We start from the raw sequence: 1,776 nt of genomic DNA on the forward strand, positions 1-1,776 counted from the left end.
GGCCGGGCCGTCGTCGTCGCGGGCCCGCCGTCGTCGCGGCTCAGGAGGTGGCGCCCAGCCGCACGGTGAGCGACCACGTCCTCGGAGCGGGTCCGTCGTCGCCGGGCTCCTCCGCCTCGTCCGTCGCGGGGGTCTCGGTCTCGCCGACCGCCGCATGGCCCCGCATCCGGGCCCAGGCGGGCACGTCGTGGCGGGCCGCCGGGTCGGTCGACAGCACGGTCACGAGCGTCCCGGCGGGCAGGTCGCGGGACGCCGCGGCCAGCCGGATCACCGGCAGCGGGCAGCGCAGGCCGCGGGCGTCGACGACCACGCCGTCCGCCCCGGGGCCGGCCCCGGAGCCCTCGGCGCTCACAGCCCGTCCACCCCGAGCACGTCGCGCACCCGCCGCACGGCGCCCGGGAGGACGGCCAGGAAGCGGTCGACGTCGTCCTCGGTGGTCGACCGGTCGAGGGCGATCCGCACGTTGCCGTGCGTGAGCACCCCCATCGCCGCGAGCACGTGCGACGGCTCCAGGGTGCTCGCGGTGCAGGCGGAGCCGGAGCCGACGGCGAAGCCCGCCCGGTCCAGCTCCGTCACGAGCGCCTCGCCGTCGACGTACAGGCACGAGAAGGTGACGACGTGGGGGAGCCGGTCGTCCGGGTCGCCCACCACCTCGACGTCGGGGACGGCGGACGCCGCCGCCCGCACTCGCTGCGTGAGGAGCCGGCGCCGCTCGTCCTGCGCGGCGCGGTCGGCCGCCGTCGCCTGCAGGGCCACGGCGGCGGCGAACGCGGCGGGCACGCTCACCCCGCCGGGCGCCCAGGGGTCGGCGTCCTCCGGCGCGGGCGGGACGGCCCGCACGCGCTGACGCACGGCGAGCACACCCACCCCGGCGGGCCCGCCCCAGTCGGCCGGGTGGGCGGCGAGGAGGTCCCAGGCCTCGGGCACGACGTCGTGGCCCAGCGAGGCGCCCGCGTCCACGAGGAGCGGCACCCCTGCGGCCCGGGTGGCCTCGTGCACGGTGCTCAGCGGCTGCCGCGTGCCCACCTCGCCGTTGGCGTGCTGGAGCGCCGCGATCGCGACGCCGGGGCGCGCGACGCGGTCCGCGAAGGCGTCCGGGTCGACGCGACCGTGGCGGTCGACGCCGACCACCACGCGCTCGCCCTCCTGGGCCTGTGCGGCGACGGCCGCCGCGTGCAGCACCGCCGCGCGCTCGGTACCGCCCACGACGACGTCCCCGCCCGCGCGGCGGCGGGCCTGCGCGGTGCCCACCAGGGCGTCGCGGAGCGCGGACGCGTGGCCGGCCGTGAAGCGCACCTCCTCCGTGCGCGCCCCCAGGACGGCGGCGACCGCCTCCCGCGCGCCGTCGAGGAGGCGCGCCGCCCGGCGTCCCTCCGTGTGCAGGCGGTGCGGGTCGGCCCAGCCGTCGTCGAGCGCCTGCAGGAGGGCCTGCCGCGCGAGCGGGTGCAGCGGGGCGCCGCCGCCGTTGTCCAGGTGCACCCGCGGGGCGGACGCCGTGGGGGAGTGGTTCCCGGTCGGCTCGGTGGTGTCGGTCACAGGCGTGCTCCGTGGGGGCTGACGTGCGTCCCGACGCCGTGTCCGGGCGCGTCGGGCGGGCGCGGGATGCACGCCCGGGGCACGATCGTGCCATCTTCGGGGCGTCGGGGTCCGGTCGGTCGGGGTCCGGCACGGTCCGGAGGATCTGACATTCCCGAGGATCGATCTGACACTCTCCGGGGGTCTGTGTGCAAGAAGGAGTTGTGGACGTCCCGTGCGGAAAGAGTCACGCCCCGAGGG

Annotated in this window: 2 protein-coding genes; both read right to left on the reverse strand. The window is 78.8% G+C overall.

The window, feature by feature from the left end; all coding sequences use genetic code 11:
* Window positions 1-40: 40 nt before the first annotated feature.
* Entirely contained in the window at window positions 41-352 is a 312-nt protein-coding gene (locus ACFWEK_RS21355) for a sulfurtransferase TusA family protein (RefSeq protein WP_430555343.1), read from the reverse strand.
* Window positions 349-1,536 (reverse strand): cysteine desulfurase family protein, encoded by a 1,188-nt coding sequence (locus ACFWEK_RS21360; RefSeq protein WP_430555344.1) that lies wholly within the window; start codon window positions 1,534-1,536, stop codon window positions 349-351. Before ACFWEK_RS21360 ends, ACFWEK_RS21355 begins: the two co-directional genes overlap by 4 nt.
* Between the last annotated feature and the right edge of the window lie 240 nt (window positions 1,537-1,776).

The organism is Isoptericola sp. NPDC060257, from assembly GCF_042726645.1.
Lineage (GTDB): Bacteria > Actinomycetota > Actinomycetes > Actinomycetales > Cellulomonadaceae > Isoptericola > Isoptericola nanjingensis.